25 protein-coding genes are annotated in these 25,885 nt (G+C 64.6%); 7 read left to right on the top strand and 18 right to left on the bottom strand.

Annotation, left to right across the window (positions count from 1 at the left end; translation table 11 throughout):
• Positions 1–7: 7 nt before the first annotated feature.
• The gene (gene mqo, locus CIMIT_RS07500; RefSeq protein WP_038591203.1) at positions 8–1,504 is read right to left on the bottom strand and encodes a malate dehydrogenase (quinone); all 1,497 of its coding nucleotides are present in this window, start codon (positions 1,502–1,504) and stop codon (positions 8–10) included.
• A gap of 186 nt (positions 1,505–1,690) precedes the next feature.
• Here mqo and CIMIT_RS07505 point away from each other — a divergent pair, with 186 nt between their 5' ends.
• From CIMIT_RS07505 to CIMIT_RS07520, 4 genes are all read left to right on the top strand, one after another.
• A complete protein-coding gene (locus CIMIT_RS07505; RefSeq protein WP_051904880.1) occupies positions 1,691–2,707 on the top strand; it encodes an alpha/beta hydrolase in 1,017 nt (338 codons plus the stop codon).
• A 44-nt stretch (positions 2,708–2,751) separates the two neighbouring features.
• Entirely contained in the window at positions 2,752–4,158 is a 1,407-nt protein-coding gene (gene mtr / locus CIMIT_RS07510; RefSeq protein ID WP_038591206.1) for a mycothione reductase, read from the top strand.
• 319 nt (positions 4,159–4,477) lie between these two features.
• Entirely contained in the window at positions 4,478–4,876 is a 399-nt protein-coding gene (locus CIMIT_RS07515; protein ID WP_038591209.1) for a hypothetical protein, read from the top strand.
• A gap of 54 nt (positions 4,877–4,930) precedes the next feature.
• Entirely contained in the window at positions 4,931–5,392 is a 462-nt protein-coding gene (locus CIMIT_RS07520; protein WP_038591212.1) for a hypothetical protein, read from the top strand.
• A 424-nt stretch (positions 5,393–5,816) separates the two neighbouring features.
• Here CIMIT_RS07520 and map read toward each other — a convergent pair whose 3' ends face one another.
• From map to dxr, 5 genes are all read right to left on the bottom strand, one after another.
• Positions 5,817–6,713, bottom strand: coding sequence for a type I methionyl aminopeptidase (gene map, locus CIMIT_RS07525; protein WP_095066772.1), 897 nt, complete (start codon positions 6,711–6,713; stop codon positions 5,817–5,819).
• Positions 6,714–6,758: 45 nt separating this feature from the next.
• The gene (locus CIMIT_RS07530) at positions 6,759–8,570 is read right to left on the bottom strand and encodes a penicillin-binding transpeptidase domain-containing protein (RefSeq protein ID WP_038591218.1); all 1,812 of its coding nucleotides are present in this window, start codon (positions 8,568–8,570) and stop codon (positions 6,759–6,761) included.
• A gap of 62 nt (positions 8,571–8,632) precedes the next feature.
• Entirely contained in the window at positions 8,633–9,793 is a 1,161-nt protein-coding gene (gene ispG, locus CIMIT_RS07535) for a flavodoxin-dependent (E)-4-hydroxy-3-methylbut-2-enyl-diphosphate synthase (RefSeq protein WP_038591221.1), read from the bottom strand.
• Between the two features lie 36 nt (positions 9,794–9,829).
• Positions 9,830–11,038 carry a M50 family metallopeptidase gene (locus tag CIMIT_RS07540; protein ID WP_038591224.1) on the bottom strand — a complete coding sequence of 403 codons (1,209 nt, stop codon included), beginning with the start codon at positions 11,036–11,038 and terminating at the stop codon, positions 9,830–9,832.
• Positions 11,039–11,047: 9 nt separating this feature from the next.
• On the bottom strand, positions 11,048–12,211 hold the full coding sequence (gene dxr / locus CIMIT_RS07545) for a 1-deoxy-D-xylulose-5-phosphate reductoisomerase (RefSeq protein ID WP_038591227.1): 1,164 nt from the start codon (positions 12,209–12,211) through the stop codon (positions 11,048–11,050).
• Positions 12,212–12,403: 192 nt separating this feature from the next.
• Between dxr and CIMIT_RS07550 the strand changes: the two genes are divergently transcribed.
• Positions 12,404–12,904: a DUF2631 domain-containing protein gene (locus CIMIT_RS07550; RefSeq protein WP_084674303.1), complete on the top strand. Its 501-nt coding sequence runs from the start codon at positions 12,404–12,406 to the stop codon at positions 12,902–12,904.
• A gap of 300 nt (positions 12,905–13,204) precedes the next feature.
• Here the strand turns inward: CIMIT_RS07550 and rlmN are convergent, their stop codons facing one another.
• From rlmN to frr, 3 genes are read right to left on the bottom strand one after another with little or no spacing between them, the layout of a single operon-like run.
• The gene (gene rlmN, locus CIMIT_RS07555; protein ID WP_038591230.1) at positions 13,205–14,308 is read right to left on the bottom strand and encodes a dual-specificity RNA methyltransferase RlmN; all 1,104 of its coding nucleotides are present in this window, start codon (positions 14,306–14,308) and stop codon (positions 13,205–13,207) included.
• A 43-nt stretch (positions 14,309–14,351) separates the two neighbouring features.
• Positions 14,352–15,260 carry a phosphatidate cytidylyltransferase gene (locus CIMIT_RS07560; RefSeq protein ID WP_231910279.1) on the bottom strand — a complete coding sequence of 303 codons (909 nt, stop codon included), beginning with the start codon at positions 15,258–15,260 and terminating at the stop codon, positions 14,352–14,354.
• 45 nt (positions 15,261–15,305) lie between these two features.
• The gene (frr, locus tag CIMIT_RS07565) at positions 15,306–15,863 is read right to left on the bottom strand and encodes a ribosome recycling factor (RefSeq protein WP_038591233.1); all 558 of its coding nucleotides are present in this window, start codon (positions 15,861–15,863) and stop codon (positions 15,306–15,308) included.
• 72 nt (positions 15,864–15,935) lie between these two features.
• Between frr and CIMIT_RS07570 the strand changes: the two genes are divergently transcribed.
• Positions 15,936–17,045 carry an amidase family protein gene (locus CIMIT_RS07570; protein ID WP_038591236.1) on the top strand — a complete coding sequence of 370 codons (1,110 nt, stop codon included), beginning with the start codon at positions 15,936–15,938 and terminating at the stop codon, positions 17,043–17,045.
• Positions 17,046–17,165: 120 nt separating this feature from the next.
• Here the strand turns inward: CIMIT_RS07570 and pyrH are convergent, their stop codons facing one another.
• From pyrH to rpsB, 3 genes are all read right to left on the bottom strand, one after another.
• Positions 17,166–17,849, bottom strand: a complete 684-nt coding sequence (gene pyrH, locus CIMIT_RS07575) for a UMP kinase (protein ID WP_231910375.1) — start codon at positions 17,847–17,849, stop codon at positions 17,166–17,168.
• A gap of 194 nt (positions 17,850–18,043) precedes the next feature.
• Complete coding sequence (tsf, locus tag CIMIT_RS07580; protein ID WP_038591245.1) at positions 18,044–18,862, bottom strand: translation elongation factor Ts; 819 nt, start codon at positions 18,860–18,862, stop codon at positions 18,044–18,046.
• Positions 18,863–19,113: 251 nt separating this feature from the next.
• Positions 19,114–20,046, bottom strand: a complete 933-nt coding sequence (gene rpsB / locus CIMIT_RS07585) for a 30S ribosomal protein S2 (RefSeq protein ID WP_038591248.1) — start codon at positions 20,044–20,046, stop codon at positions 19,114–19,116.
• 288 nt (positions 20,047–20,334) lie between these two features.
• On the opposite strand from rpsB, the gene CIMIT_RS07590 reads away from it, so the two are divergent.
• On the top strand, positions 20,335–20,850 hold the full coding sequence (locus CIMIT_RS07590; RefSeq protein ID WP_051904881.1) for a M23 family metallopeptidase: 516 nt from the start codon (positions 20,335–20,337) through the stop codon (positions 20,848–20,850).
• Here the strand turns inward: CIMIT_RS07590 and CIMIT_RS07595 are convergent.
• The 6 genes from CIMIT_RS07595 to CIMIT_RS07620 form a co-directional block, all read right to left on the bottom strand.
• Positions 20,847–21,740, bottom strand: a complete 894-nt coding sequence (locus CIMIT_RS07595; protein ID WP_038591252.1) for a tyrosine recombinase XerC — start codon at positions 21,738–21,740, stop codon at positions 20,847–20,849. The two genes, CIMIT_RS07590 and CIMIT_RS07595, sit on opposite strands and share 4 nt — an antisense overlap.
• 29 nt (positions 21,741–21,769) lie before the next feature.
• Positions 21,770–22,942 carry a DNA-processing protein DprA gene (locus CIMIT_RS07600; RefSeq protein ID WP_038591257.1) on the bottom strand — a complete coding sequence of 391 codons (1,173 nt, stop codon included), beginning with the start codon at positions 22,940–22,942 and terminating at the stop codon, positions 21,770–21,772.
• Entirely contained in the window at positions 22,939–24,447 is a 1,509-nt protein-coding gene (locus CIMIT_RS07605; RefSeq protein ID WP_038591259.1) for a YifB family Mg chelatase-like AAA ATPase, read from the bottom strand. Before CIMIT_RS07605 ends, CIMIT_RS07600 begins: the two co-directional genes overlap by 4 nt.
• Positions 24,434–24,814 (bottom strand): YraN family protein, encoded by a 381-nt coding sequence (locus tag CIMIT_RS07610; RefSeq protein WP_038591262.1) that lies wholly within the window; start codon positions 24,812–24,814, stop codon positions 24,434–24,436. Before CIMIT_RS07610 ends, CIMIT_RS07605 begins: the two co-directional genes overlap by 14 nt.
• 106 nt (positions 24,815–24,920) lie before the next feature.
• A complete protein-coding gene (locus tag CIMIT_RS07615; protein ID WP_038591265.1) occupies positions 24,921–25,232 on the bottom strand; it encodes a DUF2469 domain-containing protein in 312 nt (103 codons plus the stop codon).
• Complete coding sequence (locus CIMIT_RS07620) at positions 25,232–25,885, bottom strand: ribonuclease HII (protein WP_038591267.1); 654 nt, start codon at positions 25,883–25,885, stop codon at positions 25,232–25,234. Before CIMIT_RS07620 ends, CIMIT_RS07615 begins: the two co-directional genes overlap by 1 nt.

Below are 25,885 nucleotides of genomic sequence, written 5' to 3' on the forward strand. Positions count from 1 at the left end.
GGTGTGTCTAGCGCTCCAGCTTCAGCGTCTTCTGGGTCCAAGCCCACTGCTCGTCGTAGGCTTCCTTGTTCTCCTTGAGCGACTTGCCGTAGGTGGGGAACATCTCGTGGAGCTTGTCGCGCCACTCAATCATGCGCTCACCGAAGCAACGCTCGAGCAGCTCAAGCATCGCGGACGGGGTAATCGATGCACCCGGGGATGCGCCGAGGATGCCGGCGATGGAACCGGACTGGTCGTTGACCAGGGCGGTGCCGAACTCGAGGGTGCCAAACGTCGGGGCCGGGGCGGGCTTGATCACCTGCACGCGCTGGCCTGCGACGACGACGTCCCAGTCCTTCGGGTCGGCCTCCGGGTAGTACTCGTGCAGCACGTCCATCTTGCCGTCGAAGTCGCGGAAGACCTCCTCGACCAGGTACTTGACCAGGCCGAAGTTGGTCGCGGCAACACCCAGGTAGGACGGGATGTTGTCCGGGCGGATCGACTTGAACAGGTCGAGGTAGGAGCCCTTCTTCAGGAACTTCGGGGTCCAGCCGCCGTAGGGGCCGAACAGGAGCGACTCCTCGCCGTCGATGACGCGCAGGTCAAGGTGCGGCACGGACATCGGCGGGGCACCGACCTTGGCCTTGCCGTACACCTTTGCCTTGTGCTGCGCTACGAGCTCCTGGTTGGTGGTACGCAGCCACATGCCGGAGATCGGGAAGCCTGCGTAGCCGCGGACCTCGGGCACGCCAGCCTTGCGCAGCAGGTCGAGCGCGTAGCCGCCAGCGCCGACGAAGACGAAGCGGGCGCGGGTGACCTTCTTGTCGCCGGTGTGCACGTTGCGCACGGTGACCTTCCAGAAGTTGCCCTCGCGCTTGAGGTTGGTCACCTCGTGGCCGTAGCGGATGTCGGTGCCAGCTTCCTTGGCAGCGTCAAAGAACTGGTTGCACAGCGCACCGTAGTTGATGTCGGTGCCCGCGTCGGTCCAGGAGATGGCGACCGGCTCAGCGTCGAAGTCGCGCCCCTTAGCCATCAGCGGCAGCTTTTCAGCGAAGACCTCGCGGTCCTCGGTGAACTGCATGTTGGGGAACATGTGGTTTGCCGACAGCGCCTCGTAGCGACGGCGCAGGTAGTCAATCTGGTCCTTGCCCTGCGCGAAGGAGACATGTGGGACGGGGTTGATGAACTCGCTGGGATCCCCGAGCACATCGTGTTCGATCTGGTGGGACCAGAACTGGCGCGAGATCTGGAACTTCTCGTTAATGCCCATCGCCTTGTTGACGTCGATGCGGCCGTTCTTCTCCGGCGTGTAGTTCAGCTCGCAAAGCGCGGAGTGGCCGGTACCGGCGTTGTTCAGCGCGTACGAAGACTCTTGCGCGGGGCCTTCAAGGCGCTCGTAGATGACCTGGCTCCACTCGGGTTCAAGCTCGCGGATCATGGCGCCGAGCGTGGCGGACATGATGCCGGCGCCGATGAGGAGGACATCCACCTCATCGTCGTAGCGGTTCGCTGCTGTATCAGACATCGTTGTTTCCCTCTTCACTCTTTCGAAGCGTTGTGCTTTCACGTCCCTTCAACAATACGCCTGCGACACGCAAATGTGGCTATAACCTCCCCCAAATAATGGTACGATGTTTGCCCCTTCGCTTTTCGACGCCCACATGCTCCACCCCCAGCCTCAGCCAAGAAACCCGCACTACACTTACTTGCCATGACGAAACACGCAACAACCACGCCCTCCGAGGTGGACTGGTACCCCGACATTCTGGGCGACGGCTACGAGTCCGCCTACCTTCACCAGGGCAAGGATCCCGATACAGGAAAGTCCACTCGCGCCACCCTCGTGCGGGCAACGATCAACGCCGACAAGCGCGACCCTAAAAAGCCCGCCATCATGTGGGTCCACGGCATGAGCGACTACTTCTTCCAGACGCACGTGGCTGAAGCATTTACGGCCGCAGGCTACCCGTTTTACGCTTTGGACCTGCGCCGCTGCGGCCGCTCCCGCCAAAACGGTGAGTACTGGCACTACACCGAGGACTTAGCGCACTACTTCCCCGAGCTTTCGGACGCGCTCCGCGTCATTACCCATGAGCACGGCCACCTCGTCCCGCTCGCCCACTCTGCAGGCGGGTTAATCACCTCCCTATGGGTCGACCACCTGCGCCGCACGTCCCCGGAAGATCACGCGCTGGTGCAGGGGCTCATCTTGAATAGCCCGTGGATCGATTTGCAGTTCAGTCCCTTACTGGTCAAAACTGCAAAACCGGTCTTGAAGGCCACGGGCAGGATCCTGCCGCGCGTCGCGCTCCCAGACCGAGGCTTTGGTGCCTACGGCAAGTCCATCCACGCCGACCACCACGGCGAGTGGGACTTCAACACGAAGATGAAGCCCCCGTCGGGCCACAAGAAATACACCGGCTGGTTCCGCGCGATCGTCGAGGGTCAGGAACGCATCCACGCCGACGACGTCGATACCGGAGTGCCGGTGCTCACGCTTGTCTCCTCGCACTCCTACCTCGGCGAGGAATATTCCCCAGCCGCTGATACCGCCGACACCGTGCTGGACGTGGAACAGATCAAACACTGGGCCCCGCACCTTGCCGAGGACACGGACGTAGAAATTATCGACGGCGCACTACACGACGTCTTCCTCTCCGGCCTCCACGCCCGCGACGCGGCCTTCAAGGCGTGTTTCTCCTGGTTGGACACCCTTAATTCAAAGTAAATTTTCGCCCAAATAGACCTTTATATATAGAAGGAGAAAATCTCTTGTCTGCAAACATAGAGCACTACGACGTTGCCATCATCGGCACCGGCTCCGGCAACAGCATCTTGACGCCCGAGTTCGACGACAAGAAGGTCGCCATCATCGAGGAAGGCACCTTCGGCGGCACCTGCCTCAACGTCGGCTGCATCCCCACCAAGATGTTCGTGCTCGCCGCCGACGCGGCGCTCCAGGCCCGCGAGGCGAAGCGCCTCAACGTGGACTTGGAGTTCCACGGCGCGGACTGGCAGGCCATCCAGAAGCGCGTCTTTGAAGAACGCATCGATCAGATCGCCTCCGGCGGCGAGGCCTACCGCCGCGGCGACGAGTGCCCGAACGTGACGGTCTACGACATGCACGCGAGCTTTGTTGGGCCGAAGACGCTTGCGACGGGTCAAGGTGGCGTCGAGAAGCAGATCAGCGCAGACACGATCATCCTGGCCGCAGGTGCCAGGCCCTTTATCCCGGAATGGGCCAAGGAAGTACCCTTCCACACCAACGAGGACATCATGCGGCTAGAGGAACTGCCGAAGTCGCTGACAATTGTGGGCGGCGGGTTCATCGCGATGGAGTTTGCGCACATCTTTGACGGCCTCGGCTGCGAAGTCACGATTGTGAACCGATCGCCGCTCATGCGCGCGCTCGACACGGAGCTGCACGAGCGATTCAACGAGCTTGCGAACGAGCGCTTCACCACCCACATTGGCCGCACCGTCAGCTCCGCGCGCGAGAGGGACGGCCAAGTCGAGCTCGTGCTTGACGACGACACCGTGGTTGCCTCCGAAGCCCTCCTCATCGCCACCGGGCGCGTGCCCAACGGCGACCGCCTTAACGCAGAGGCCGGCGGCGTTGAGCTGAGCGAGGACGGGCGCGTCAAGGTAGACGAGTACGGCCGTACCACCGCCGAGGGCGTGTGGGCGCTCGGCGACGTCTCCTCCCCGTTCCAGCTCAAGCACGTGGCGAACGCCGAGCAGCGGGCCGTGACCCACAACGTGCTCGCGACCATGCGAGGCTCCGACGAATTGGTACCCATGCCACACGAGCACGTGCCATATGCAGTGTTTACCCATCCGCAGATCGCCGTCGTTGGTCTGACGGAGCACCAGGCGCGGGACGCAGGCCATGACGTGACGGTGAAGGTGCAGAACTACGGCGACGTGGCCTACGGCTGGGCACTGGAGGATAAAACCGGTCTGGTGAAACTCATTGCGGACCGAAAGACTGGCAAGCTGCTTGGCGCGCACTTACTCGGACCTCAAGCCTCTACCCTTATCCAGCAATTGATCACTGTGATGGCCTACGACATGGACCTCCGCGACTTTGTCCGGCGCCAATACTGGATCCACCCGGCACTCCCCGAGGTGGTCGAGAATGCGTTGCTCGGTCTCGACCTGGCCTTTCGAGAGGTATAACCCATTCGACCACCCCCATATCGGGGGGTTGTAGTTTCGATAAGGAAAGTGTCAGTGAGCTTGGAAATCTGCACGTCAGATAATGGTTGTGTAACAGATACGCTACGAATCTAGATAACATACGTCCCATTCTTAACGTGGCCGAAAGTTTTTCGGCGGGCCCTTGTGCATCGCCAGGAAGTATCCATTATGGTTATTCCTCGACACCGGGATCCGAGTCCATCGGGCTTGTCATTCGGTCCTAGGAGCCAAGGCCCCTGGATTTTCTCCGTTAATCCCCGGACGTCTTGCAAGTACTATCAGAGAAGGATTTCGTTTCATGCGTAATTTCCGTAAGGCAGCCCTCGCAGGCGCAACCGCAGTTGCCGTGGCATTCGGCTCCACCACCATGGCCGTCGCCGAGGAGACCAACAACGACGTCGAGCTCATCAACGAGACCGACCAGGCCGAGGGCACCGACACCCCGTCTGACAACAACGAGGGCAAGTCCAAGGCTTCCACCAAGATCGGTGCTGGCCTCGGTGCATACGACAAGGACGGCGCTACCGCTGCTGACGGCGAGGCCATCTTCGGCTCCGACAAGACCGGCTTCGGCGAGCAGCCGGGCTGGGCAAAGGCTTTCTACGCGCTGACCGTGTTCTCCGCAGTCTCCGCTTTCATCGGCCTGGTTGTTGGCCCGGCATACAACTTCGTCGTCCACGGCATGCCGAACCTGTAAGTCGCGGAAACCCGCACACAGACAATAACGATTTTCTCGAAAGAAGGAACATCAATGCGTAACTTCCGCACCGCAGCTGTTGCCACCGCAACCGCACTGACCGTCGCACTCGGCGGCGTCACCGTCGCTACCGCTGAGACCACGGATGGCGAGACCTCCACCGAGTCCACCTACACCCCGCACCCGAGCCGCCCGAAGGAGGAGACCAAGAACAACGACAGCTCCGTCGCGTTCAAGGGCTTCGACGGCCGCAAGGGCGACAAGGAGTTCGGCGAGTCCATCAAGGACGGCGTCAAGGGCTCCTTCGATGGCAAGGGTTCCTCCCACTACGTCAACGATGCTGATAAGCCCTTCTACGGCGTCGACGCATTCGGCAAGGAGAAGGACGCTGAGGCTATGCCTCAGTGGGCACGCATCTGGTACGACGGCACCATCGTTGCTGGCATCGGCGCCCTGGTTGGCCTGATCATCGCTGGCTTCAACTTCGCTTCCTACAACGGCCTGATCAAGCTGTAAGAAGCACCAGCCAGGACTACGCGTCCTAGCTTGAAACACCTCCCCACCGTTTCGGTGCGGGAGGTTTTTCGTATGTCTGGGGGCGTGCAATGGGCGTCCATGGGCATCTGCGGATTGCTTGCAACTGGAGCTAGCTCCGTTTACGGAGCGTCGGTTGGCAAAACGCCTGGTCGCAGATCACTCTCGACTCCAAATGGAGCTAGCTCCATTTACGGCAAGGCGAATACCAATACCGCAGGTCGCGCTCCAACGCTGACTCCAGATGGAGCTAGCTCCATCTGGACGAACCAGCGCCTACAAGGACGCCACGCACTCCCCCCCCCTCCGCCAGATTGCTTCGTTCCCGGCACTGCACCCCAGCAACACCGGGCTTCACGAACCAAGCCCCCGAAACCCCAAAAGTCCCCGTGAATATCCAGCCGGCCTACCCGAGCATCAGCTGCCCGGCGGCGTACTGCTCGTCCGGGATGGTGAGGATCTCGTTGCCATCGTCGGTGATGACGATGGTGTGCTCGAACTGGGCGGTGTACTCACCGTCGCGGTTCTGCACGGTCCAGCCGTCGTCCCAAATGTCGTACTCCAACCCTCCGAGGTTAATCATCGGCTCGACGGTGAGCGTCATGCCGGGCTCGAGGACATCGCGGTAGGCGTCGGAGTCGTAGTGCAGCACGACAAGGCCATTGTGGAAGGTCGTGCCGACCCCGTGGCCGGTGAAGTCAGTGACCACGTTGTAGCCGAAGCGCTTGGCGTAGGACTCGATGACGCGGCCGATCACGTTGATTTCGCGGCCCGGCTTGGCTGCTTTGATGCCGCGCATGGTGGCTTTGTAGGTGCGCTCGACAAGGTCACGGTGCTCCTGGGTGACCTCGCCAGCGAGGAAGGTGGCGTTGGTGTCGCCGTGGACACCGTTCTTGTAGGCGGTGACGTCAATGTTGACGATGTCGCCTTCCTGGATCACAGTGGTGTCGGGAATGCCGTGGCAGACGATCTCGTTCAGCGATACGCAGCAGGACTTCTCAAACCCGCGGTAGCCGAGCGTCGACGGGTACGCGCCGTGGTCGCACATGAACTCGTGGGCAACGCGATCGATCTCGTCTGTGGTCACGCCGGGCTTCACAGCAGCGCCTGCGACGGCCAAAGCGTTCGCGGCGATCTTGGAGGCCTCGCGCATCCGCTCAATGTTCTCCGCGGTCTGGATAAGCGGCTCACCGACGTTTTCTTGTACGTCGTCTTTCCATGCGTATTCGGGACGCTCGATGGATGCCGGTACCTTGCGGATCGGCGTGGGTTTTCCTGGTGTGAGTTTTCCTCTTTGATTCATGTCTGCCATGGTAGTCCCCCGGCAAAGCGCACCCGGCAGCGCCGGTTAGGGGTTCAAGTTGTGCAGCATCCGATCGGTAATCGCCACAGCGGCTTCCGAGCCGCCACCCAGGACGACAAGGGTGGCAAAGGCGATGTCGTCGTCCGCGCGGTATCCGGCGAACCAGGAGTGCGAGCCGCCGTTGATTTCGGCCTCGCCGGTCTTGCCGCGGATGTCGCCGCCGGCGCTCATCCCGTTGGCGGTGCCACCTGCCGCGGTCACCGCGGCCATCATCTGCTGCAGCTGGCCTACGGCCTCCGGGGGCATCGCCCCGGGCTCCTCACTCAGCTCCGTCTTCTCGCCCTGGATCAGATACGGCACGGGCATTGCGCCATGCGCCGCAGTGGCGGCGACAAGCGCCATGCCAAACGGGCTCGCCAAATCCAGGCCCTGCCCGTAGCCGGCCTCTGTGCGGTCGAGGGGCTCCTCGCCTTCCGGGATCGAGCCCGTGATCGTATCCAGGCCCGGGATCTTCATGTCCAGTCCGAGGCCGAACTGTTTGCCAATCTGCGCCAGCTCGCCGGGAGCCAGCTTGGTGGAGATGTCGGCAAACGTGGTGTTGCACGAGTGCGCGAACGCGGATTCCAGGCTCACGTTGCCCAGGCTGAAGCCCGCGTAGTTGGTCACCGTGCGGCCGAAGATGTCCATAGTGCCCGGGCACGGCACGATCGACCCGGTGCCAAGACCCTGCTTCTCCATACCGGCGGCCGCGGTGATGATCTTGAAGGTAGAACCCGGCGGGTATTGGCCCATCGTGGCCACGTTGCCGTCCTTATCCGCCGCAGGCGTCTGCGCGACCGCCAGAATGCCGCCGGTAGACGGCCGGATCGCCACGATCATCGCCTGCTGGCCCGCCACAGGTTCGAGGGCGGCCTCGGCCGCACGCTGTACGCGGTGATCCAGGCTGATGTGAACCGCGGGCGCAGGGGCGGCGTCCTCACGCTCGAGCTCCTCGTACGCAGCGCCGTTCTCGTTGACCACGCTGACGTTCCAGCCGGCCTCCCCCTCGAGGTCTTCGCGCACCAGCGCACCCACGCGCGCCATGATGTCCGGAGCAAAGGACGGGTCGGCGTTCACCATCGCCGCTTCCTCATTCAGGCGTACACCTGCCAACCCGCCCAGCTTGTCTTCGACGGCGCGCTGAGCGCCCTGCGGCACCATCGCCACCGAGTACGTGCCTTGCGCGTTTTCTAGGTCGGTGGTCAGCTGCGCGGCGTCGCGAAGCGGCACGGCGCGGTCCGCCTCGTGTCCGGCTGCGAGCGCCTCCGAGATGCGGAAGGCGGTCTCGGGCGCGGTACCCATCGCGTTGGTGTCGACGAGCAGGCGGTAGGCGATGCCCGGGCGGAGCAGCTCCACGCCGTCGGAGGAGACCACGCTCGCTTCCTTCGGCGTGATCGAACGCAGCTCCAGGTGCTGATGGGCCCCGAGGCGCGGGTGCAGCACGCTCGGCTGCCAGCGCACCGTCCAGTCGTCGCCGGTCTGGGTCAGCGTCATCTGCGCCTCGTACGACAAATCGCGCTCGCGGGGCAGCTGCCAGTGCATGGAGTAGGTCGCCGTGGCGAGGTTTTCCGACTGGCTCACGCCGGTGAGTTCCGCATCCAAGGAGTCGGCCTGCAGGCCGTCCCAGGTGGCGTTGATGGAGGCGGAGGCGGACGAGGGGTCGTCGACAAGCGAGGAAAGCCCCTCAGTGTCGCGGGAGACAAGCGCGTCGAGCATCGCCTGCGCCGCGGGTTGTGCGTCGTTCGGGCGCGGGGTACATGCAGCGAGCGCGGAGGTGAGCACGACCGCGCCCGTGAGCAGGGCGAGAAGTCGTTGCATGGCACAAAAATAGCAGCGCCGGGGCCATCCCCAGCGCTGCCACGCGTACAACACGCAAAGGTCTAGTTGGTGACCTTGACCTCCGCGCTGCCCTCGCCCTTCGCCAGGCCTTCTTCCTCCGCGATGCGGTTCGCGTGGCGGATCAGGGTCTCCACGATGTCGGCCTCGGGTACGGTCTCGACGACCTCGCCCTTGACAAAGATCTGCCCCTTACCGTTGCCGGAAGCCACGCCCAGGTCCGCGTCGCGCGCCTCGCCCGGGCCGTTGACCACGCAGCCCATGACGGCCACGCGCAACGGGTACTCCAGGTTCTCCAGGCCCGCGGTGACTTCCTCGGCCAGCTTGTACACGTCCACCTGCGCGCGCCCGCAGGACGGGCAGGAGACGATCTCCAACTTGCGCGGCCGCAGGTTCAACGACTGCAGGATCTGGTCGCCCACCTTGATCTCCTCGACCGGATCGGCCGACAGGGACACGCGGATCGTGTCGCCGATGCCCTGCGAAAGCAGCGCGCCGAAGGCCACCGAGGACTTGATCGTGCCCATGAACTTCGGGCCCGCCTCGGTCACGCCGAGGTGCAGTGGGTAGTCGGTCTGCTCCGCCAGCTGACGGTACGCCTCCACCATCAGCACCGGGTCGGAGTGCTTCACCGAAATCGCGATGTCGCCGAAGCCGTGCTCCTCGAACAGCCCGGCCTCCCAAATCGCGGACTCGACCAGCGCCTCCGGGGTGGCCTTGCCGTACTTCTCCAGCAGGCGCTTGTCCAGCGAGCCGCCGTTGACGCCAATGCGGATCGGGATACCCGCATCCCCCGCGGCCTTCGCGACCTCCTTGACGCGGCCGTCGAACTCCTTGATGTTGCCCGGGTTCACGCGCACCGCGGCACAACCGGCGTCGATCGCGGCGAAGATGTACTTCGGCTGGAAGTGAATGTCCGCGATCACCGGAATCGGCGATTTCGCCGCAATGGCCGGCAGCGCGTCCGCGTCGACGGTCTTCGGGCACGCCACGCGCACGATGTCGCAGCCGGTGGTAGCCAGCTGCGCGATCTGCTGCAGGGTGGCGTTGATATCGTGCGTCTTCGTCGTGGTCATCGACTGCACCGAAATCGGGTGCTCCGAGCCAACGCCTACGTCCCCCACCATCAGCTGGCGGGTTTTGCGTCGCTCCGCCAGCGTGGGTGGCGGGCCTTCAGGAATACCTAGTCCGATGGGGAGATTCATAGTGCCCAACTCTAGCACCGCGCTTGTGTGCGCCCCCTAGCCGCCGAGCCGGATCGGATTGACCACATCCGCCACCATCACAAACACGCCGACCGCGAGCAGGGCCGCGGCCATGGCGTAGGTCAGCGGCATGAGCTTTTGGTAGTCCGCCGGGCCGCCGGGGCCGAGGCCACGGAGGCGTCGGATCATATCGCGCAACTTCTCGTACAGCACGACTGCGATGTGCCCACCATCCAGCGGCGGCAACGGCACCAGGTTAAACAGGGCAAGGAAGAAGTTCAGGCTGGCGAGCAACATCCAGAACACCGACCACAGGTCCTGCTCTACCAGCTCGCCGCCAGCGCGCGAGGCACCGATCACGCTCACCGGCCCGGTCACGTCACGCTCCTGGCCGAAGATGGAGGCGACCACGCCCGGGATCTTACTCGGAAACGCGATCAGGCCGTCGACGGTTGCCTCGAGCATCTGGCCAGTGAACCGCAGCGTGGCGGGCACGGCTTCCACGGGGCCGAACTGTCGCATCGCGTCCTTGACCGGAGCACTCGTCACACCGATCGCGCCGGCCTGGAACTCCTGACCGCTGCCCGGGTCAAGACGCGTCACGCTGTCCACGTGCACGTCCACGGTCAGCGCCTGGCCTTCGCGCTCAACTTCGACGGCTACGGTCTCGCCGGGCCGCGCCATGACGTAGTCGCGCAGGTCTGTGAACGCCACCACGTCTTGGTCGTCGACCGCGAGCACCTTGTCCCCCTGGCGTAGACCGGCCTCTGCGGCTGGACCTTGACCGGTGCACGGCGCGAGCGTCTCGGCATCGACCTGGTCGGAGGTACACGCGAGCTCGCCGATGGTGGGCGTGCGATCGGCGTACGGGTTCGGGATCGCAGCGAGCACCGCCACCAGGTAGGTGATCACCACGCCGATAAGCAGGTTCATCACGATCCCGCCCGACATCACCGCCACGCGCTGCCACCAGGGCTTCTTGTACATCGCCCGCGGTGCCTCGTCGGGGGTCAGTTCGTCCTGCGCGGTCATGCCCGCGATGTCGCAAAACCCGCCGAAAGGCAGCGCCGCCACACCGTACTCCGTGTGCCCGCGCGTGGTTGACCACACCGTGGGCCCAAACCCGATGAAGTATCGCCGCACCCGCATGCCACACGCCCGGGCAACTGCGAGGTGTCCGGCCTCGTGCAGCGCAATCGACGCCGCAATCCCAAGCGCGAACAGTACGATCCCGAAAATCCCCACCAGTGCCCCCTACGCGCCGCTCAAGCGCGCCGCCGCAGCTGCTGCTTCTCGACGCGCACGTGCATCCACCGCCAGAATCTCCTCCACCGACGAAGGCGCCGCCGCGTAGTTCGACGCGCCGTCCAACACCTCCTTGATCGTGTCCACGATCTGGGGGAAGCGGATCTGGCCGTCAAAGAAGGCGTCGACGGCGACCTCGTTCGCCGCATTGTAGATTGCCGGGTACGGGTCGCCCTGCGCCGCGACCTGACGCGCCAACTCGACCGCCGGGAAGGCGTCGTCGTCGAGTGGCTCGAAGGTCCACTCCGAAGCCGTGGAGAAATCCAGCGCCGGCTGGGCGCCGGCGACGCGGCCCGGCCAGGCGAGCGCGTGCGCGATCGGCATCTTCATCGACGGCGGCGAGGCCTGCGCGATCGTTGCCCCATCGACGAAGGTGACCATGGAGTGGACGATGGACTGGGGGTGCACGGTGACGTCGATAAGCGAAGGCTTTACGTCAAAGAGCAAGCTGGCCTCGATGAGCTCCAAGCCCTTGTTCACCATGGTGGCCGAGTTGATCGTGTTCATCGTGCCCATCGACCAGGTCGGGTGGGTCACCGCTTGCTTCGGCGTGACGTCCCACATCTGCTCGCGGGTCTGGCCGCGGAAGGGTCCGCCGGAGGCGGTGAGCACAAAGGAGGCGACGTCCTCGCGACGGCCCGCGCGCAGCGCTTGCGCCATCGCCGAGTGCTCTGAATCCACCGGCACCAGCGCGCCCTCGGGAGCCTCGCGAAGCACGACCTGGCCGCCAGCGACGAGCGATTCCTTGTTCGCCAGTGCAAGTACTGCGCCGGAGCGCAGCGCCGCGAGGGTGGACGACAACCCTGCAGCACCCACCAGCGCGTTGAGCACGACGTCGGCCTGGTGTGCCTCAGTCAGGATGCGCGCCGCCTGCTCGCCAGAGATGGCGGTGCCGCCGAGCGCCTCGCCGACCTTTTTAGCGGACTCGCCATTCTGCACCGCGACCTGGTCGGGCTTCAGACCAAACTCCTTCGCCTGCGCGATAATCGCCTCGGGGTCGCGGCCGCCCGCAGCGATACCGACGACCTCAAAGGTGTCGCGGTTAGCGCGAATCACCTCGCATGCCTGGGTGCCAATAGAACCGGTAGAGCCTAAGATGACAATTCTTTTCACCCCGCCATTGTGGCACGCGGGCCCGGTATGTCGGGTCGTGGGCGCGGGTAGGCCGAAAGTTTGCACCTATTAGGGGTACAAGATCACCGTTTGGGGACGAAATGTGACAATATAGTTCCCAGTATTGTTTTCCGCACCGGTAGTCTGCGCGCACGCAGCACGGCCGGAGCGCACCGACGCTGACAAAGGAGTATGGCAGTGGCCCACGCGAAGGATAAGGCACCGCAGGTGTACAACGGCGTTTCCGAGGCGGACGTCCCGTCTGCACGCTTCGGTTGGAGCGAGCAGAGCCGCGGCACCATCCAGGCCGCAGGCTGGGTCTCCGTCCTGTTCCTTATCGCCTACAACTTTGGCAACCACCAGGGCCACGTTGAGACCATCTGGCTGATCACCCTCGCCGTCCTCATCGCGCTCGGCCTGGTGCTGCACGCCACCCAGCCGAAGCTGAACCAGGTGCGCACCGTCACCTCCCACAACAAGCCGCAGGGCCACGTGGAGCCGGACTGGACCTACGACCAGAAGACGCTCTCCGGTGTCTACGCCGACCTTGACGAGCGCCAGCTGCGCGCCCTGAACATCGACCCGGCCCGCCTCGAGGGCCTGAACACCCAGCAGGCTGTCGGCGCTGCCGATGGTGTCGACGGTGTTGAGGTTGTCGAGGTTGCACCGCGCGGCAAGCACGCGGCACGCTAGATTCGCGTAGCGATCGAGACCGGTCCCCTGGTAGGGGCCGGTTTTTTGTTGCCTATGGAGTGGTCGGTCCGGGTCTTCGGTTTTTCGGTAGATGACGTTGGAGGTTTTCGCAGGTGACGTCGGTTGCTTGGCGTGGTCGCAAACGGAGCTAGCTCCATTTAGACAACGCGCGCAGTAAATCCCCAGCTCGAAAAACGGCACTGCAGCCAAACGGAGCTAGCTCCATTTAGACATGCGAAAAGACGCCCGCAGCGTACTCCCAAAAACGGCGAACCCCAACGACCACGCCTACGACCGCGCCTACCCCGTCTTCTCGTCGGCGGCGAGCTGACCGCAGGCGGCGGCGATCTCTTGCCCCTTGGTGTCGCGGACCGTGCAGGTCACGCCCTGGGCGATCACGCGGCGCACGAACTCGTCCTGGCGCTCGCGCGGGGAGGCGTCCCACTTCGAGCCCGGGGTCGGGTTCAGCGGGATCAGGTTGACGTGGACACGGGACCCGAGCGCGTTGTGCAGTTTCTTACCCAGCATGTCCGCGCGGAAATCCTGGTCGTTGATGTCGCGGATCAGGGCGTACTCGATGGAGACGCGTCGGCCGGTTTGGTCGGTGTAGTAGGCAGCGGCGTCGAGCACCTCGGAGACCGCGAACCGGTTATTGATCGGCACGAGGGAGTCACGCAGCTCGTCATCAGGCGTGTGGAGCGAGACGGCGAGGGTGACGGACAGGCCCTCGTCGGCAAGCCGGCGGATCTGGGGTGCCAGACCGACCGTAGAGATGGTCACGTTGCGCTGGGAGATGCCGAAGCCGTCCGGGCTGGGCTGGGTGATCTGGCGGACCGCGGACATGAGCCGGTTGTAGTTGGCCAGCGGCTCCCCCATCCCCATGAACACGATGTTGGACAGGCGCGAGCCTTCTGCTGCCATCATTGCGGCGGCGGCGCGGACCTGGTCGACGATTTCTGCCGTCGACAGGTTGCGGTCCAGCCCGCCCTGGCCCGTGGCGCAGAACGGACACGCCATGCCGCAACCTGCCTGAGAGGAAATGCACAGCGTGGCGCGGTCGGGGTAGCGCATGAGGACGGACTCGAGAAGAATCCCGTCGTGGAGACGCCAGAGCGTCTTGGTGGTGTCCCCCTCATCGGTTTCCACCGTGCGAACGGGGTTGAGCAGAGTGGGAAACAGCTCGTCCTTGACCAACTGGCGCTGAGCCTCGGGCAGATCCGTCATGGTCGACGGGTCGGCCTCAAACTTGCCGTAGTAGTGGCGGGCGATCTGGTCGGCGCGGAACTTCGGCAGCCCCAGCTCTTTCAGCTTGTCGATGCGCTCTTGCTTGGACAGGTCCGCGAAGTGCTTTGGCGGCATGCCGCGCTTCGGCGTCAGCAATTGGATCTTCGGTACATCGCTCATAATGCAGCCATTCTTGCACGTAGAGCGACACTTTTCTAATCCGCTAGAACGGGTTCATAATCGCTGCGGCGTTCAGCAACATGTAGGTCGCACTCGCCGCCGGCAACATGCCGTCGAGACGATCCATCAGCCCGCCGTGGCCCGGCAACAAGTTGGACATGTCCTTGATACCCAGCTCGCGCTTGAACTGGCTTTCCACCAGGTCACCCATCGTGGCGCACAGCACCAAAGCAATGCCTAAGATGATGCCCATCCACCACGGGCCCTGAATAAGGAAGTGCACCACTGCAATGCCCGTAAGCACGCCAAAGCACACCGAGCCTGCGAAACCTTCCCACGATTTGTTCGGGCTGATCGCCGGTGCCATCGGGTGCGAGCCAAACATGACGCCGGCCGCGTAGCCACCGACGTCGCTCGCCACAACGCACAGCATGAAAGCGGCGATGAAGCGGCTGGCGGGGAGCGAGCCCTCGTCGATAAGCGAGATCATGGCAGCAAAGCTGCCGAACAACGGGATCCACACCAGCACAAAAATGCCCACCGCGGTGTCACGCAAGTAGTTTTCCGGAGTGCGCTGTCGGCCGTTGTGGAACAGTCGGTAGAACATGAGGAAGAGCGCGGTGAAGGCGAACCCAGTGACCAGGCCCGCCGTGCCGTACGGCGCGGACGCCCACAGCATGATTTGGCCAAGGATAATTAGCAAGGTGCGCGGCTGCTGGTAGCCCACCTCGCGCAGGCGGGTGAGCACCTCCCACATCGCCAACGCAACAGCGACGGCGACAAGCGGGTACCAGGCGTAAGGACCAATCAACAGCGCGGCAATCACCAACGCCCCCAGCACGAGCGCCGTGGCGATCGCCACCGGCAGGTTACGACCCGCGTTATTCTTCGGGGTCGGAGGCTTCAGGCGGATCTGTGGCCACTTGGACGCCTCGGAACTCAGTGATTGCACTTTCGCCTCGCTGATTGAATGATCGACCTGGACTGGGCAGGAGGATTAGACCTCCATCAGCTCGTCTTCCTTGCGCTGCACCAGCTCATCAATCTGCGCGACGTAGGTCTGGGTCGTTTTGTCCAGCGACTGCTCCGCGGTCTTGACCTCGTCCTCGCCCGCGTCGCCGTCCTTCTGGATCTTCTTCAGCGACTCCATGCCCTGGCGGCGCACGTTACGGATGGCAATCTTGCCCTCCTCGCCCTTCTGCTTGGAGGTCTTGACCAGGTCACGGCGGCGCTCCTCGGTCAGCTGCGGCACGGTCACGCGGATGACCTGGCCGTCGTCGGTGGGGTTGACGCCCAGGTCCGAGTTGCGGATCGCGTTCTCGATCTCCTGCAGGGTGGACATGTCGTAGGGCTTGATCAGCAGCATGCGCGGCTCCGGCACAGAAATCGTGGCCATCTGGTTGATCGGAGTCGGCGCGCCGTAGAAGTCCGCGATGACGCCGTTGAACATCGCCGGGTTTGCGCGGCCAGTACGGATGGTGACCAGCTCGTCGCGGGTGTGCTCGACCGAGGCGGTCATGCGCTCTTCGGCGTCCAACAGAACATCATCAATCATGGTTTTCCTCACCTGTAGTTGTAAACGTTCCCCACTAATCTACCAGCGACACCCGCCTCCTACACTTATGCCATGCAGCATTCGGCGTTTACTCACCGCGCGCACCTCGCACTCCCCCACCCCGGCCCCCAGCCGCGCTCGCGCACCCGCCTTTCCGGGTGGGAAGTGCCGGTCAAAGACTCGGCGGATGTCGCCGGCTGGCCCACCACCAACGGCAATCCGGCCCGCGCGTACACCGCCACGCGCACCGACCCGATCGTGCACATGATCCTCGGTGCCGGGGCCACCATCCCGGGCAAGACGCTCACCTCGGAGCTGGGAGCGACCTGCTACGCGGAGCGCCCCGGCGTGCCCGTCCTCGAGTCGCCCGCTCACCCGGGTTGCACGCCCGGCGGGTCCTCGACCGGTGCCGCCGTCGCCGTGGCGGAGGGCCAAGTGCGCGCCGCCCACGGCACCGATGCCGGCGGCTCCCTGCGCGTGCCCGCCGCGGCCTGCGGGATCGTCGGTTTCAAGCCGGCCGCCCCGCACGTGGCGGCCCATGGGTTCCTCACCCGCACGGTGGCCGACCAGTGCGCGCTCTACGGCATGCAGCCCTCGGTGCCCCGCCGCATGCGCATCGGGCTGCTTCTCGACGCCCTCCTCGCTCCCGCCAACCTCTCCCCCTCTATCGCCAGCGCTGTTGAGCAGGTCGCGTCTGCACTATCCCGGTACCACGAGGTGGTGCGGATACGCCCCTACCGCGAGGCGGGTGCAACCTTCGAGCACTTCTCCAACCGCATCCGCCACTCCTTTACCAGCATCGACCCGCTGGACAACGAGTACCTCCAGTGGCTCAACGCGGAAGGCTCCCGCGTCACCCCTGCCGATATGCGGGCCGCGCGCGAGCACATCGACGCACTGCCGTACCTGCTGGCGCAGCAGTGGGATGTGGACGTGGTGCTTTCGCCCACGCTCAGCAGAACGCCGCCCAAGCTGGGGTACTTTCCGTCCCTTACGCCGGAGGAAAGTTTCTACGAGCAGACCGTGTGGTCGCCCTGGTGCTCGGTGTTTAACGTCACCGGCAGCATGGCTATTTCCGTCGGCGGGATCCACCTGGGCGCGCTCGGTGGGGCGAGCGCGCCGTCGGTCAGCGCGACGGAGCTGTTGAACCTGGCGTGGCAGGTTGAGGGATTAGGGATTTGAGGAGAGCGTGAAAAATTCGACGTACATAGCTCGCCTATCCATTTTCCACCTGGGAAAACGCCATTCCTGGAAGGCTGCTGTGTAGAAATTTTCACGGTCCCCGGCAGCCCCCCAAAGCCTTTAAGCCACCAGGGTGCCGATCTGCTCGCCCGCAACCGCGCGCGCGATGTTGCCTTCCTTGAGCAGGTTGAACACCAAAATCGGCATGTTGTTGTCCATGCACAGCGAGAACGCGGTCGCGTCCGCCACCTTCAGCTCCTGCTCGATGACCTCTCGCGGCGACACCTCGGTGAGCAGCTTGGCGTCCGGATTGGTGCGCGGGTCGTCGTCGTAGACGCCGTCCACGCCCTTGGCCATGAGCAGCACCTCGGCGCCGATCTCCAGCGCGCGCTGGGCGGCGGTGGTGTCGGTGGAGAAGTACGGCATGCCCATGCCCGCGCCGAAGATGACCACACGGCCCTTCTCCAGGTGGCGGGCGGCGCGCAGCGGCAAGTACGGCTCGGCGATTTGCGCCATGTTGATGGAGGTCTGCACGCGGCAGTCCACGCCCTTCTGCTGCAGGAAGTCTTGCAGGGCCAGGCAGTTCATCACGGTGCCGAGCATGCCCATGTAGTCAGAGCGCGCGCGATCCAGCCCGCGTTTTTGCAGCTCGGCACCGCGGAAGAAGTTGCCGCCACCGATGACCACGGCGACCTCGGTGCCGGACTTCGCCACCTCGGCGATTTGCGACGCCACGCTTTCCACCACGTCCGGGTCGATGCCAACCTTGCCGCCGCCAAACATTTCACCGCCCAGCTTGAGCATGACGCGTTTGAAGCCGTTGCGGTCGGGGGCGATATCAGTCACAGTGTGACACTCCTTTTCACGAAAGCCGGATGTGCGTGGAACTTTTCGCTCACAATTCTAGCCAGAGAGCGCACGAGAAGATAAACGCACAAAAATAGCGCCCAACCCCCTGGTGAGGGAGCTGGGCGCTAAAAATCTAGGCAGGTGAAACCTTATGCCTGGCCGACCTCGAAGCGGACGAAGTCGGTGATCTCGATGTTGTGCTCGTCGGCGAACTGCTTCACCGTCTTCTTGGAGTCAGCCAGGGACGGCTGGTCGAGCAGGACGACGTCCTTGAAGAAGCCACCCATACGGCCCTCAACGATCTTGGCGATGGCAGCTTCCGGCTTGCCCTCGTTGCGGGTGATCTCCTCCTGGACCGCGCGCTCCTTCTCCACGACGTCGGCCGGGATGTCCTCCTGCTTGAGGAAGCGAGCCTTCATCGCAGCGATCTGCAGCGCGACCTGGTGTGCAGCCTCAGCGTCGTCGCCGGTGTAGGCAACGAGCACGCCAACGGCCGGCGGCAGGTCAGCGGAACGCTGGTGCAGGTACTTGGCAACGTTTGCGCCCTCGACGGTGGCGGCGCGACGCAGCTCGAGCTTCTCGCCGATCTTGGCGGAGAGCACCTGGAGCGCCTCGTGCGCGGTCTGGCCGTCAACGTCAGCGTTGGCCAGCTCCTCTGCGGAGTTTGCCTTCGCTGCTGCGGCAGCGTCAGCGATCTTGGCTGCGAGATCCTTGAACTCCTGGTTCTTCGCCACGAAGTCGGTCTCTGCGTTGACCTCGACGATAGTGTTGCCGGAAACAGCAACCAGGCCCTCGAGAGCATTGCGCTCTGCGCGCTTGCCCACGTCCTTCGCGCCCTTGATGCGCAGGTTCTCCACGGCCTTGTCAAAGTCGCCGCCGGTCTCCTCGAGCGCCTTCTTGCAGTCCATCATGCCGGAGCCGGTCATCTCGCGGAGCTTCTTCACGTCTGCTGCGGTGTAGTTCGCCATTGTTGGGCGATCCTCCTCATGTAAGGTTTGTGCAACTTCCGCACCGCCTCCCGCAGAACTACGGGTAACGGCCACGCAAGTTGGCTGTGATAAGTAATCGTGTAAAGGGTAGCCGAATTCTTCATCATCGGCATGCTAGACGCGGCTAACAGTCCCCTTCACGCAGTTCACCCCGCGCTTCGCTCGCGTCCCGGCCCAACTACTGGGGCGGACGTGAACCGAAGACGCGGGGTGAATGAAGGGTGAGGTTTTTAAGCCTCCTTGTCGGAGCCTTCCTCCTGCTTAGCCTGCTCGGCGGCGCGCACTGCGTGCGGCTGCTCGACCGGTGCGACCTCCTGCGGAGCTGCAGCCTCAGCTGCGGCTGCTGCCTTCGCTGCGTCAGCGGCGGAGACGTCGTCGGAGGATGCGGCCTGCGCAGCGGCCTCGGTGGCCTCTGCCTGCAGCTTAGCGTCGTTGTCGCCTGCGGCGTCGCGAGCTGCGGCGAGCTGACGCTCTTCGCGCTGCTGCTTACCAGCGATGACTGCCTCGCCCACGACGTGGGTGAGCAGCTTGACTGCGCCGATGGCGTCGTCGTTGCCCGGGATCGGGAAGTCGACGAAGTCCGGATCGCAGTTGGTGTCCAGCACTGCAACAACGGGGATGCGCAGCTTCTGCGCCTCGTTGACGGCGATGTGCTCCTTGTTGGTGTCCACAATCCACAGTGCGGACGGGGTCTTGGTCATGTCGGCGATGCCGCCGAGCACGCGCTCAAGCTTGACTCGCTCGCGGGTGAGCATGAGGACTTCCTTCTTACCGCGGCCGGCGTAGCCGTCCTCGGCTGCGTCCATCGCCTGCAGTTCCTTCATGCGGGCGATTCGCTTGGACACGGTCTGGAAGTTGGTGAGCATGCCACCGAGCCAACGGTGGGTGACGTACGGCATGCCGACGCGCTCTGCCTCTTCCTGGATGGACTCCTGCGCCTGCTTCTTGGTGCCGACGAACAGGATGGTGCCGCCGTGCGCAACGGTCTCCTTGACAAACTCGAACGCCTCGTCGATGTAGGTCAGGGTCTGCTGCAGGTCGATGACGTAGATGCCGTTGCGGTCGGTGAAGATGAAGCGACGCATCTTCGGGTTCCAACGACGCGTCTGGTGGCCGAAGTGGACACCGGCGTCGAGGAGTTCGCGCATGGTTACAACTGCCATGGGAATGTCTCCTTTGGAGAAAGTAGTTCGGTTATGTACTGGTCTATGTGCGGGTTTTTATCCCACACCCTGGCACCGTGCGTACCGTGCACCCCGTTAAGAGGGGACCTTTGCCCGGTTCGCGTCTATCGGCGCGCGGAGTCAGCTGCGCGCAAAAGCGTGCATACTGCCGGGACAACTATACGCGCCACACGCCACAACTCCTAATTGTGGATAACTCGCACGCGTTATCCACAGATTTTTCGCTTGCTCTTCCAAACAAGCGAAGCATCTGCTTTACATAGACGCATGCAATGCTTATCGACGCCCACCTATTCCCCCATCACCGCCACCCTCACAACCCTCCTACTCCTGCTCATTACCGCCACCCCGGCACTTGCCTGGGTGGACCCCACCACCACCGCACCCTATGCCTCACAGGTGCTGCGCCCAGCCGAAATCCCGTTGCGTAACTGGCAGCCCGGCCACCGCGGGGTGGATCTTGCCGCCGAACCTGGTGACACGATCTACGCCGCGGGAGATGGCACCGTCCACTTTGCGGGCACCGTAGCCGGCACACCGGTACTCTCCATCCATCACCCGGAGGGCTTTCGCACCACCTACCAGCCGGTGCGCACCACGCTAAAGAAGGGCGACGAGGTCACCGAGGGCGACGCCATCGGCACCCTCGCCTTCACCCCACCCAACGCCCCCAACTCGCATCTCGGCCTGCACTGGGGCGCGCTGCGCGGCAAAGACGGCTACTTCGACCCGCTCACGCTCCTGGATCCCCCGCAGATCCGGCTCAAACCGCTTGACGCTTAGGCCCGTGGGTGCGCCTGCTCGTAGACGCGGCGCAGTCGCTGAGCGGAGACGTGCGTGTAGATCTGCGTGGTCTGCAGGCTCGAATGCCCGAGCATTTCCTGGACCACACGCAGGTCCGCACCGCCCTCAAGGGTGTGCGTGGCCGCGGTGTGGCGCAGGGTGTGTGGCGTGATGTCAGTCAACCCTGCCCGTTGCCCGGCGCGCTCCACAATCCGGCGCACCTGCCGCTGGTCGATACGCGCACCGCGGCTGCCAACGAACAGGGCGCGCGTCTCCCCAGCCAGCTCGTCGCGCCCCTGCTCCAGCCAGTCCTGCACGGCCAGGCTCGCCTGTGTGCCAAACGGCACGGTGCGCTGCTTGTTGCCCTTACCGGTGACTCGGGCAACCTGGCGGTCGAAGTCGAGGTCGCCAACGTCTAAGCCGGTGAGTTCGCCGACGCGCATGCCGGTGGCGTAGAGCAGTTCGAGCATTGCGCGGTCGCGTAAGGCTTCGGCGGGGTGGGCGTCGTCGGCGGTTTCGGCCTCGACGAGTGCACCTGCGCGATCGGGGTTGACCACGGTAGGAAGCGGACGGGAGACCTGGGAGGTGACCAGGCGGGCGGCGACGTCGGCGTCGATAAGCCCTTGCTTGTAGGCCCACGTGGAAAACCCTCGCGCGGTGGCGGTGCGGCGGGCGATGGTGGTGCGGGCTTTGCCGGCGCGGGCGGCGTCGGCAAGCCAGGTGCGCAGCGTGTCCAGGGTGAACTCGTCGAGTGTGCGCACGTAGCCGCCGAGCGAGCGCAGGTCTGCCGCGTACGCCTTGACGGTGTTTTCCGAGCGGCTCTGCACCGTGCGCGCGTAGTCGGTGTAGTCCGCCGCGGCAGCGAGAAACTGCGTGCCAACATCACTCATGTCACATGAGTGTACTTGGCCCCCGCGAGTTACGTCTGGGTGCGGGACCACACCCGCCGGTTGCGCTGGACGAGTCCGCGGCGCTCGAGCTCCATGAGCAGGTGGACTGTCAGCCCGGTGCTCATTCCGGCGCTTGCAGCGATCTCTTCGGCTTCGCGTGCCTGGGTATCGTGCGGCGGCGTGGCGTCGTAGATGCGCAGCTCGTTGTGGCTCAGCTGCTGGACGGGGTTCGCCGCGTATTCGAGTTCGAGCTGCTCCTCGCCCTCTGATGCGCCGAGCTGACCAAGCTGGGCATGGATCTGCTCGCCGTTGAGCACCATGGTGGCGCTGCCGTTGCGGATAGCCAGGTTCGCGCCCAGGGAGCCTGCACCCAGGATCGATCCGGGCACCGCCATCGCCTGCCGGTTGTAGTAGCGGGCCCACTTCAGGGTGTTCAGCGCACCGGAGCGAAAGGCAGCCTCCACCACCACGCTGCCAAGCGAAAGCCCGGCGACCAGGCGATTCCGGGTAAGGAAGCGATGCCGATCCGGGGTCACGCCCGGCGGATATTCCGACACAACAGAACCACCCGCCGCCACGATCCGGTCAAAGAGGCGCTCGTTGCGCCGCGGATAGGTGACGCCCGGCCCGCAGGCGGCGACCACCACCGTCGGGGTGCGCGCGGCGAGCGCGGCCTCGTGTGCGACGGTGTCAATGCCGATCGCACCGCCGGAGATCACCGTGTATCTGTGCTTGGCTATCGAGGTGACCAGGTCCTGGGTGGCCTGGTGCCCGTAGGCGGTGGCGGCACGGGTGCCCACAAACGCGACGGACTGCTCGCACAGCTGCGCTAAATCGTGCGCACCGCGCACCCAAAGCGCGTGCGGGGCGGCGGCGTCCGCGATGGGGGTGTCCATATTCTCCCGGCTTGCGAACGCGCCGCGGACAAAGGACTCCTCGATGCGTGTGCCGGGCCAGCCGGGTGCTTCCGGGGTGAGCAGGGCGTAGCCAAGCGAGTGCGCCTGCTCCAAGTCTTCTTCTGGCCGGTCCCAGTCGTAACGGCGCTCGGTGGTGCGTAAAAGCGGGCCGAGCCAGGAGGCCCGGTGGCGGATGCCGCGGGCGATCTCGTCGGCGTCTCGCCCGGCGCGCAGCAGCTCCTGGAGGTGTGTCGATGGGCCCTCGATGACCCGCGAGAGGTACGCCCAAGACGTCAATGCGCTCATGCGGCACGCTCCTCAAGACGCGGGGCGTGCAGCTCGCAGGCGCGGGCGACGTGGTCGATGTCGGGGACGGCTGCGGCCTCCAGGTCCGCGAGCGTCCAGGCGAGCTTGAGCACCTTGTCCACGCCGCGCTGGGTAAGTTCACCGTGGCCGAGGCGGTGTTCGAGGAAGGTCATGCCAGCCTCGTCGGCTGGGTGCTCGCGGCGCAGCAGCGTAGAGGCCACCTGCGCGTTGGTCAAAGGCGCACCCCACCTGGCGGCGGCGCGCTCGCGGGCACAGGCCACGCGTTCGGCAATGATCGCGCTGGACTCGGCTCCTTCGGGGCTTAAGACGGCTGCGGCCTGGGTGGTGCGGCAGAAGACGTCCAGCCGGTCGCGCAGCGGGCCGGAGATGTTCGCCAGGTGGCGGGCCCGCTCACTGGGGTGGCAGCGGCATTTTTCTTGCTCCTGCCCGCAGGGGCAGGGATTGGCAGCCATGATGAGCTGGAAGCTGGCCGGGAAGACCACGGTGCGCTTGCCACGGGTGAGCCTTACCTCCTGCTGCTCGAGTGGGATGCGCAGGGCGTCGAGGACTCGAGCGGGGATCTCGGAGGCCTCGTCAAGAAATAGGACTCCGTGGTGGGCCTGGCTTACCGCGCCCGGCGCAGGGTTGTGCGCACCCCCGCCAAGCAGCATCGTTTTGGTCAGCGAGGGGTGTGGGGCAATGAAAGGCCGGTTAGCCACGACCTCGCCGCGCGAGATACCCGCGGCCTGGTGCAGCGAGGTGCACTCGATGCGCTCATGCTGGGTCAAAGGTGGCAGGATCGACGGCAGGCGCTCAGCTAGCATGGACTTGCCGGTGCCGGGCGGGCCCACCAGCATTACGTGGTGGCCGCCCGCGGCCGCTACCTCGAAGGCGGCGCGTTCGTGCGCCTGGCCCGCAATATCGCGAAAGTCCGGGCCGCTCGGACTCGCCGCGCAAGCGAACTCCTGGGAAACGGCCTCCAACTCCGGCCCGCCAGTCAGGAACGCGAACACCTCCCCCAGCGAATCAGCTAAGCGGATACGGGGATCGCCCACCAGCGCGGCCTCGTGCTGATTCGCGCGCGGGATGATGATGGTCTCGATGTTTTGACGCTGGCGCGCCTGAAGGAGCATCGGCAGGATCGCCTCGACCCGGCGTAGCGTGGCGTCGAGAGCCAGCTCGCCGAGCAGCATCGTCGAGCGCAACCGCACTTGGGCGCGCGGATCCAGACTGCCCAGCACCGCGACGGCGACGGGCAGGTCAAAGTGCGAGCCCGCCTTCGGTAGGTGCGCGGGCGAGAGTGAGACCATGATCTTCGTGCGCGGCCACGGCAGCGCCGCATTGGCCACCGCGGTGCGGATGCGCTCGCGCGACTCTTTCACCGCCGCGTCGCCCAGCCCCACCATGTGCATGCCCGGCAGGCCCGGACCGACGTTGGCCTCCACGGTCACCGGGTGGGCGTGGACACCTTCTACCGTTGCAGTTTGTGTGCTAGCAAGCGCCATCTTCGGCCCCCTGGTAGCGCTGGAGGTGGAACTCGGTGCCGTCGAAAAGCGCCTCCACGACGTCGAATCGCACCTCGCGATAGTCGTGCTCATGACCCGCGAGCCACTCCGCCGCGCAGCGGCGCATCGTGGCGAGTTTCTTCGAGGTCACTGCCTCCGCGGCGCCGAAGCTGGTGCTGCGGCGAGTTTTTACCTCCACGCACACGACTGCCCCGTCGGGTGCAAGGAAGATCAGGTCGAGCTCGCCGGATCTACATCGCGCGCGGTGCGCGAGCAGCTCGTAGCCGGCCTGCTCGTAAAAGGAAATCGCGCTGGCTTCGCCGGCGTAGCCGAGCTCGTACTGATTGGCAAAAGTCGTGTGGTGCATGGCCCCTCCCAAAGTCACTAGGTTTGTTTTGCGGTGCGTTCGCACACGCCGTACCTAGTTAGACTCCGAAACAGGCCCGCCGGTTCCCTTGCGCGCCGAAAAACTTCTAGCGCGGATCCGGGAAGGTGAGATCCGGCTTGTCCAGCTCCTCGATGTTGACGTCCTTGAACGTAATCACGCGGACGTAGCGGACAAAGCGCACAGCGCGGTACATGTCCCACACCCAGCAATCCGACATGCGGACCTCGTAGTAGACGTCCCTGCCCTCGGTGTGCGGGATCAGCTCGACCGCGTTGGCCAGGTAGAAGCGGCGGTCAGTCTCAACGACGTAGGAGAACTGGCTGGCCACATCCCGGTACTCGCGGTACAGCGAGAGTTCTACTTCGGCCTCGTAGTTATCCAGTTCCTCAGCGCTCATCAAAGCACCCCTTTTGTGTAGACCTCGTGCGCCTCTTTGACGTTGGCATAACTATAACGGTGTTCAGGTGTCGCGCCGTGGCGGCGCACCGCATCCATGTGCACCTTCGTCCCGTAGCCCTTGTGGCCTGCCAACCCGTAGCCGGGGTATGCCTCGTCCATCTCCGCGATGAGCCGGTCCCGGCTCACCTTGGCCAGCACACTTGCCGCCGCGATACAGCGCGCTGCGGCGTCCCCGCCGATGACTGGCAGTTGCGCTACAGGCATGCCGGGGATGCGGAAGCCGTCGACAAGCACATAGCCCGGCTGCACTCCAAGCTGGGCAACCGCGCGGCGCGCCCCGTCCAGGTTCGCGGCTTGGATCCCCCGGTGGTCGATCTCGCCGGCCGGGATGTGCACGATCGCATGCGCCAAGCTCAGCTCCATGATCGGGGCAAAGAGTGCTTCTCGACGCCGCGCCGTCAACCTCTTCGAATCCGTCAGCCCCTCCAGCGCGCGCAGCGGCTCGGGCGGCAGCACGCACGCCGCGATCGTGATCGGCCCGAAGCAGGCACCGCGGCCTGCCTCGTCGACACCCGCGACAGGCCCCAGGCCCGCCTTGTGCAGTGCGACCTCGTAGGTGCGCAGCTGCTTTAGCCTGCGAACACGCCCCAT

The sequence above is a fragment of the Corynebacterium imitans genome (genome assembly GCF_000739455.1).
In the GTDB taxonomy this organism is placed as follows: Bacteria; Actinomycetota; Actinomycetes; order Mycobacteriales; family Mycobacteriaceae; genus Corynebacterium; species Corynebacterium imitans.

Excerpts from the sequence above, each read along its gene's own strand:
- mqo (WP_038591203.1), bottom strand. The coding sequence starts at position 1,504 with ATGTCTGATACAGCAGCGAACCGCTACGACGATGAGGTGGATGTCCTC.
- CIMIT_RS07505 (WP_051904880.1), top strand. The coding sequence starts at position 1,691 with ATGACGAAACACGCAACAACCACGCCCTCCGAGGTGGACTGGTACCCC.
- CIMIT_RS07515 (WP_038591209.1), top strand. The coding sequence starts at position 4,478 with ATGCGTAATTTCCGTAAGGCAGCCCTCGCAGGCGCAACCGCAGTTGCC.
- CIMIT_RS07520 (WP_038591212.1), top strand. The coding sequence starts at position 4,931 with ATGCGTAACTTCCGCACCGCAGCTGTTGCCACCGCAACCGCACTGACC.
- map (WP_095066772.1), bottom strand. The coding sequence starts at position 6,713 with ATGAATCAAAGAGGAAAACTCACACCAGGAAAACCCACGCCGATCCGC.
- CIMIT_RS07530 (WP_038591218.1), bottom strand. The coding sequence starts at position 8,570 with ATGCAACGACTTCTCGCCCTGCTCACGGGCGCGGTCGTGCTCACCTCC.
- ispG (WP_038591221.1), bottom strand. The coding sequence starts at position 9,793 with ATGAATCTCCCCATCGGACTAGGTATTCCTGAAGGCCCGCCACCCACG.
- CIMIT_RS07550 (WP_084674303.1), top strand. The coding sequence starts at position 12,404 with ATGGCAGTGGCCCACGCGAAGGATAAGGCACCGCAGGTGTACAACGGC.
- rlmN (WP_038591230.1), bottom strand. The coding sequence starts at position 14,308 with ATGAGCGATGTACCGAAGATCCAATTGCTGACGCCGAAGCGCGGCATG.
- frr (WP_038591233.1), bottom strand. The coding sequence starts at position 15,863 with ATGATTGATGATGTTCTGTTGGACGCCGAAGAGCGCATGACCGCCTCG.
- CIMIT_RS07570 (WP_038591236.1), top strand. The coding sequence starts at position 15,936 with ATGCAGCATTCGGCGTTTACTCACCGCGCGCACCTCGCACTCCCCCAC.
- pyrH (WP_231910375.1), bottom strand. The coding sequence starts at position 17,849 with ATGCTCAAGCTGGGCGGTGAAATGTTTGGCGGCGGCAAGGTTGGCATC.
- tsf (WP_038591245.1), bottom strand. The coding sequence starts at position 18,862 with ATGGCGAACTACACCGCAGCAGACGTGAAGAAGCTCCGCGAGATGACC.
- rpsB (WP_038591248.1), bottom strand. The coding sequence starts at position 20,046 with ATGGCAGTTGTAACCATGCGCGAACTCCTCGACGCCGGTGTCCACTTC.
- CIMIT_RS07590 (WP_051904881.1), top strand. The coding sequence starts at position 20,335 with ATGCAATGCTTATCGACGCCCACCTATTCCCCCATCACCGCCACCCTC.
- CIMIT_RS07595 (WP_038591252.1), bottom strand. The coding sequence starts at position 21,740 with ATGAGTGATGTTGGCACGCAGTTTCTCGCTGCCGCGGCGGACTACACC.
- CIMIT_RS07600 (WP_038591257.1), bottom strand. The coding sequence starts at position 22,942 with ATGAGCGCATTGACGTCTTGGGCGTACCTCTCGCGGGTCATCGAGGGC.
- CIMIT_RS07605 (WP_038591259.1), bottom strand. The coding sequence starts at position 24,447 with ATGGCGCTTGCTAGCACACAAACTGCAACGGTAGAAGGTGTCCACGCC.
- CIMIT_RS07610 (WP_038591262.1), bottom strand. The coding sequence starts at position 24,814 with ATGCACCACACGACTTTTGCCAATCAGTACGAGCTCGGCTACGCCGGC.
- CIMIT_RS07615 (WP_038591265.1), bottom strand. The coding sequence starts at position 25,232 with ATGAGCGCTGAGGAACTGGATAACTACGAGGCCGAAGTAGAACTCTCG.
- CIMIT_RS07620 (WP_038591267.1), bottom strand. The coding sequence starts at position 25,885 with ATGGGGCGTGTTCGCAGGCTAAAGCAGCTGCGCACCTACGAGGTCGCA.